The organism is Falsiroseomonas oryziterrae, assembly GCF_021864505.1.
Classification (GTDB): domain Bacteria; phylum Pseudomonadota; class Alphaproteobacteria; order Acetobacterales; family Acetobacteraceae; genus Falsiroseomonas; species Falsiroseomonas oryziterrae.
In genome coordinates, this window is the sequence record NZ_JAKJIB010000396.1 from 1 (window position 1) to 3371 (window position 3371).

4 protein-coding genes are annotated in these 3371 nt (G+C 72.9%); all 4 read right to left on the minus strand.

All coding sequences use genetic code 11. From position 1 onward, the window contains the following. Positions 1-902: type IVB secretion system protein IcmH/DotU (gene icmH, locus L2I40_RS20830; RefSeq protein ID WP_237217086.1), on the minus strand; the 902-nt coding region annotated here is incomplete at its 3' end. Between the two features lie 25 nt (positions 903-927). After that, positions 928-2253, minus strand: coding sequence for a type VI secretion system baseplate subunit TssK (tssK, locus tag L2I40_RS20835; RefSeq protein ID WP_237217087.1), 1326 nt, complete (start codon positions 2251-2253; stop codon positions 928-930). 78 nt (positions 2254-2331) lie between these two features. Continuing rightward, positions 2332-2790 carry a type VI secretion system lipoprotein TssJ gene (tssJ, locus tag L2I40_RS20840; RefSeq protein WP_237217088.1) on the minus strand — a complete coding sequence of 153 codons (459 nt, stop codon included), beginning with the start codon at positions 2788-2790 and terminating at the stop codon, positions 2332-2334. Further along, a partial coding sequence (gene tagH / locus L2I40_RS20845) for a type VI secretion system-associated FHA domain protein TagH (RefSeq protein WP_237217089.1) occupies positions 2787-3371 on the minus strand: 585 nt, incomplete at its 5' end. The genes tagH and tssJ, both read right to left, overlap by 4 nt.

Sequence of the window (3371 nt, forward strand, 5' to 3'; positions counted from 1 at the left end):
ACCGGCGCGACGCGCGCAATCTGCGGCATCTGCGCCGGCGGCGCGGCCATGGCGCGCGACAGCAGGCCGTCGGTCGAATCCTCGAGCCCTCCGGAGAGCCACACGAAGAGGCCCGCGAGCACGGCGGCGACGCCGGTGCCCATCACCCAGATCGGCACGCGCGGCTTGGCGGGACGGTAGGGCGCGGCGACGCCGCGCCAGCGCGCCGAGAGCTCGGGATCCGGCGTCGCGCCGCGCTGGCGCTGGATGATCGCGTGCAGCTCCTCCCGCACGCGGTCGAGCTCGGCCGGGCCGCGCGGCGAGAGGCGATAGCGGCCCTGGAAGCCGAGCGCGAGGCAGAGATACATGAGCTCCAGCACCGGCAGGAAGGTGCCGGGCACCTGCTGCATCTTCTGCAGCAGCGCGAAGAAGCGCTCGCCCGACTGGACCTCCTGGTGGAAGGTGCTGACGAGGGAGCGCGCGGCCCAGGCGCCCTGGCTTCCCCAGGGCGTGTTCAGCACCACGTCGTCGAGCGCGGCGCAGAGCGCGTAGTGCGCCGGGCGCAGCTGGTCGAGCGGGATGTCGGCGGCGCGACAGTCGGATTCGAAGCGGCGCATCGCGGCGACCGCGCGCTCGCGCAGGTCGCCCGCATCGGGCTGGCCGAGCGTGTTGCGCAGCCGCGCGACCAGCTGCAGCAGCGGCTGCGCCGCGGCGACGATGGCGGAGGAGCCGACATTCGGCAGTTCCACCGTCATGTCCACCGGTGCCGCCGCCATCGGCGGCGCCGGCGGCGCGGCCTGCTGCGGGAAGCCCTGGCCGAATTGCGGCTGCGGCGGCTGCTGCGGCTGTGCCGCACGCCCGCCGGGCGAGGGCCGGATGACCGTGCGGTCGTCGTCGGGTTCGCCGAACGGATTGTCGCTCACCCTGCCCCTCCCCTTTTCGTCGGCGTCAGCCGCGGATCGCCCAGAGTTCCAGCTTCAGGTTCGGGAAGTCGCCCGAGACGTGGATCGCGAACCCGCCCGAGTTCTGCATCAGCTGCCAATGCTGCGCACCGCGGTCGAGCTCGAAGTAGACGGCACCCGCGTAGAACGGGATCTGCCGCGGCGCGACGGGCAGCGGCCGCACCGCGATGCCCGGCATCGCCGAGGTGACGAGTTCGCGGATGTGTTCCGCCGCGCCGATCTTCACCTGCGCGGGGAAGAGCCGCCGCAGGTTCTCGGCCGGCATGTCGGCCTGCACCGACAGCACGAAGGAGGCGGCGCGCAGCACACCGCGGTCGGTCAGAGGCCCGACCCGCACGCCGTGCTTGCGCTCCTGCAGCGGGATCGAGACCGCGGCCTGCTCGATGACCGCCGAGAGCGAGCGACGGAGGTCGGCGACGACCGGCGCGTAGCTGCGCTGCAGGTCCTCGTGCCGGTAGGGCGGGTAGCTGCCGGGACGGCGCGTCGTTTCGGTGAAGGTCGCGAATTCGCCGGCCATCTGGATCAGCGCGGCGTAGAGATCCTCCGGATGCACGGCGCCGGATTCCGACCAGTGCATCAGCAGCTTCTGCCAGCGGTTGATCGACTGCAGCAGCAGGAAGTCCGCGACCTCAGCGACGCCGCGCGAGCCGGGCGCGGTCAGCCGCGCCGCCAGCGCCTCGCCGCGCTGGTTCAGCATGCCGGCGAGCTCCGACAGCAGCCCCGACAGCGGCGTGACGGCGCCGGCGGCAAGCGCGGGCGCGATCCAGCGCTCGTCGAGCTGCACCTGGCGGGTGGGCGAGACCTCCACCACGCGGGTCAGGCCGATGCAATGGTAGCCGCTGCGCTCCTCGCTCTCGAGCATGTAGCGCAGCCGCAGCTTGCCGACCTGCAGCTCGGCCGGCTGGGGCGCGGCGGAATGGGTGTCGTAGGCGCCGAAGCTGTGCGCGGCGAGGCGGCCTTCCGTCTCCGGCCCCGCCACCTCCGGCGCGCCGGGCTGGCGGATCGGCAGTGCCAGGAAGACCAGCTGGTTGCGCGCGCTGTCGGGCAGTTCGAGCGGGGTCGGGTGGTCGGCCTCCGCGGGGATGGAGAAGGCGGTGCCGTCCTCGAAGACGCCGGAGCAGCTGGCGACCGCGAACTTGCCGGTGCCGAGCAGGTCGCGGTCCAGCGTTAGCTCCGTGACGCCCCAGGGATAGGGGCGCAGCGGGCGGAAGACGCCGCGCACCAGGCTGTCCAGCCAGCGGTCCTGCTGCTGGAAATGCTGCGCGCGCAGGAACATGCCTTCCTGCCACAGGACGCGGCTCGTCCAGCTCATGCCGCCCGCACCATCACGCCCACCCCCTCACCCTTCCGCGAGCACGCTAGCAGCGAGCGAAGCGGAGGGACAACCCGATCAACCGGTCGTTGCCGTGACCGTATTGCGGTCCAGCCGGACCCGGATCGTCGTCGAGCCGCTGGGCGCGATCGCCTGCACCGCCTTCCAGCGGGCGCCCGAATCCACGTCCCGGAACAGCGCGACGATGCCGATCGCCTGCACGCCCTGCCGGAGCTCGCGGTTGATCGTCCGCCGCTCTCCCGGCCCGATCACGAACTGCTCGGAGCCCGCGCTGTCGTTCTCGAGCGTCGCGCGCTCGCGCTCGGTCAGCGCGAAGACGTCGGCGCGCTCGAAGCGGGCGGTCGCGTTGAGGAAGAAGACGCTGAGCGCGACCGGGGACGGCCGGCCGGTCGGGTCAGGGTTCTGGTTCGCTCCGCCCTCGACCTCCAGCACGATGGAGGGCGGGGGCGGCGGCGGGCTGGCGCAGGCGGCAAGCGCGGCGAGCGAAGCCAGGGCGGCGCGGCGTGTGGTCTTCATCGGTCCTCCGGTCGTGCCGAGATCTCGCGCAGCGCCTCCTCGTAGGCACGGGCGAAGGCCTTGCCGAAGACGCTGTCGAAGTCGTCGGCCAGCGCCGCGACGAGTCCCTTGTGGAGGTCCTCGTAGGCCTCGAAGGCGCGCGCCTTCTTCTGCATCGGCACGAGGCCGCCGCCGGCCGAGGCCATCGCCTCCTCCGGCGCGAGCCATTTCAGGATGTCGCGCACGGCGGACTGCATGGCCGCCATGGTGGCAAGCTCGTGCAGGCGCATGTCGCGCAGCGCCTCCTCGATCGCCTGCGCGGGGGGCATCCCGGCGCGGCGGGCGCCGAAGATCGCGGCCAGCGCGTCGTCGTCGTCGGCCGAGAACTTCAGCGGGTTGTTGCCCTTCGCGCGGATCATCGTCTGCTCGATGCGGAACTCGCCCTTGATGGCGGCGCGCGCGATCAGCACGGCGCGCAGGCCGGAGACGGTGGCGCGGAAGGCGGCGCCGAGCTCCTGCATCATCGCGGCCGGGTTCTCGATCCGCGCATCGGGCAGGCCCGCGCCGCGCAGGAAGGCGGCGAGCAGCGCGGCGTCAGGCGG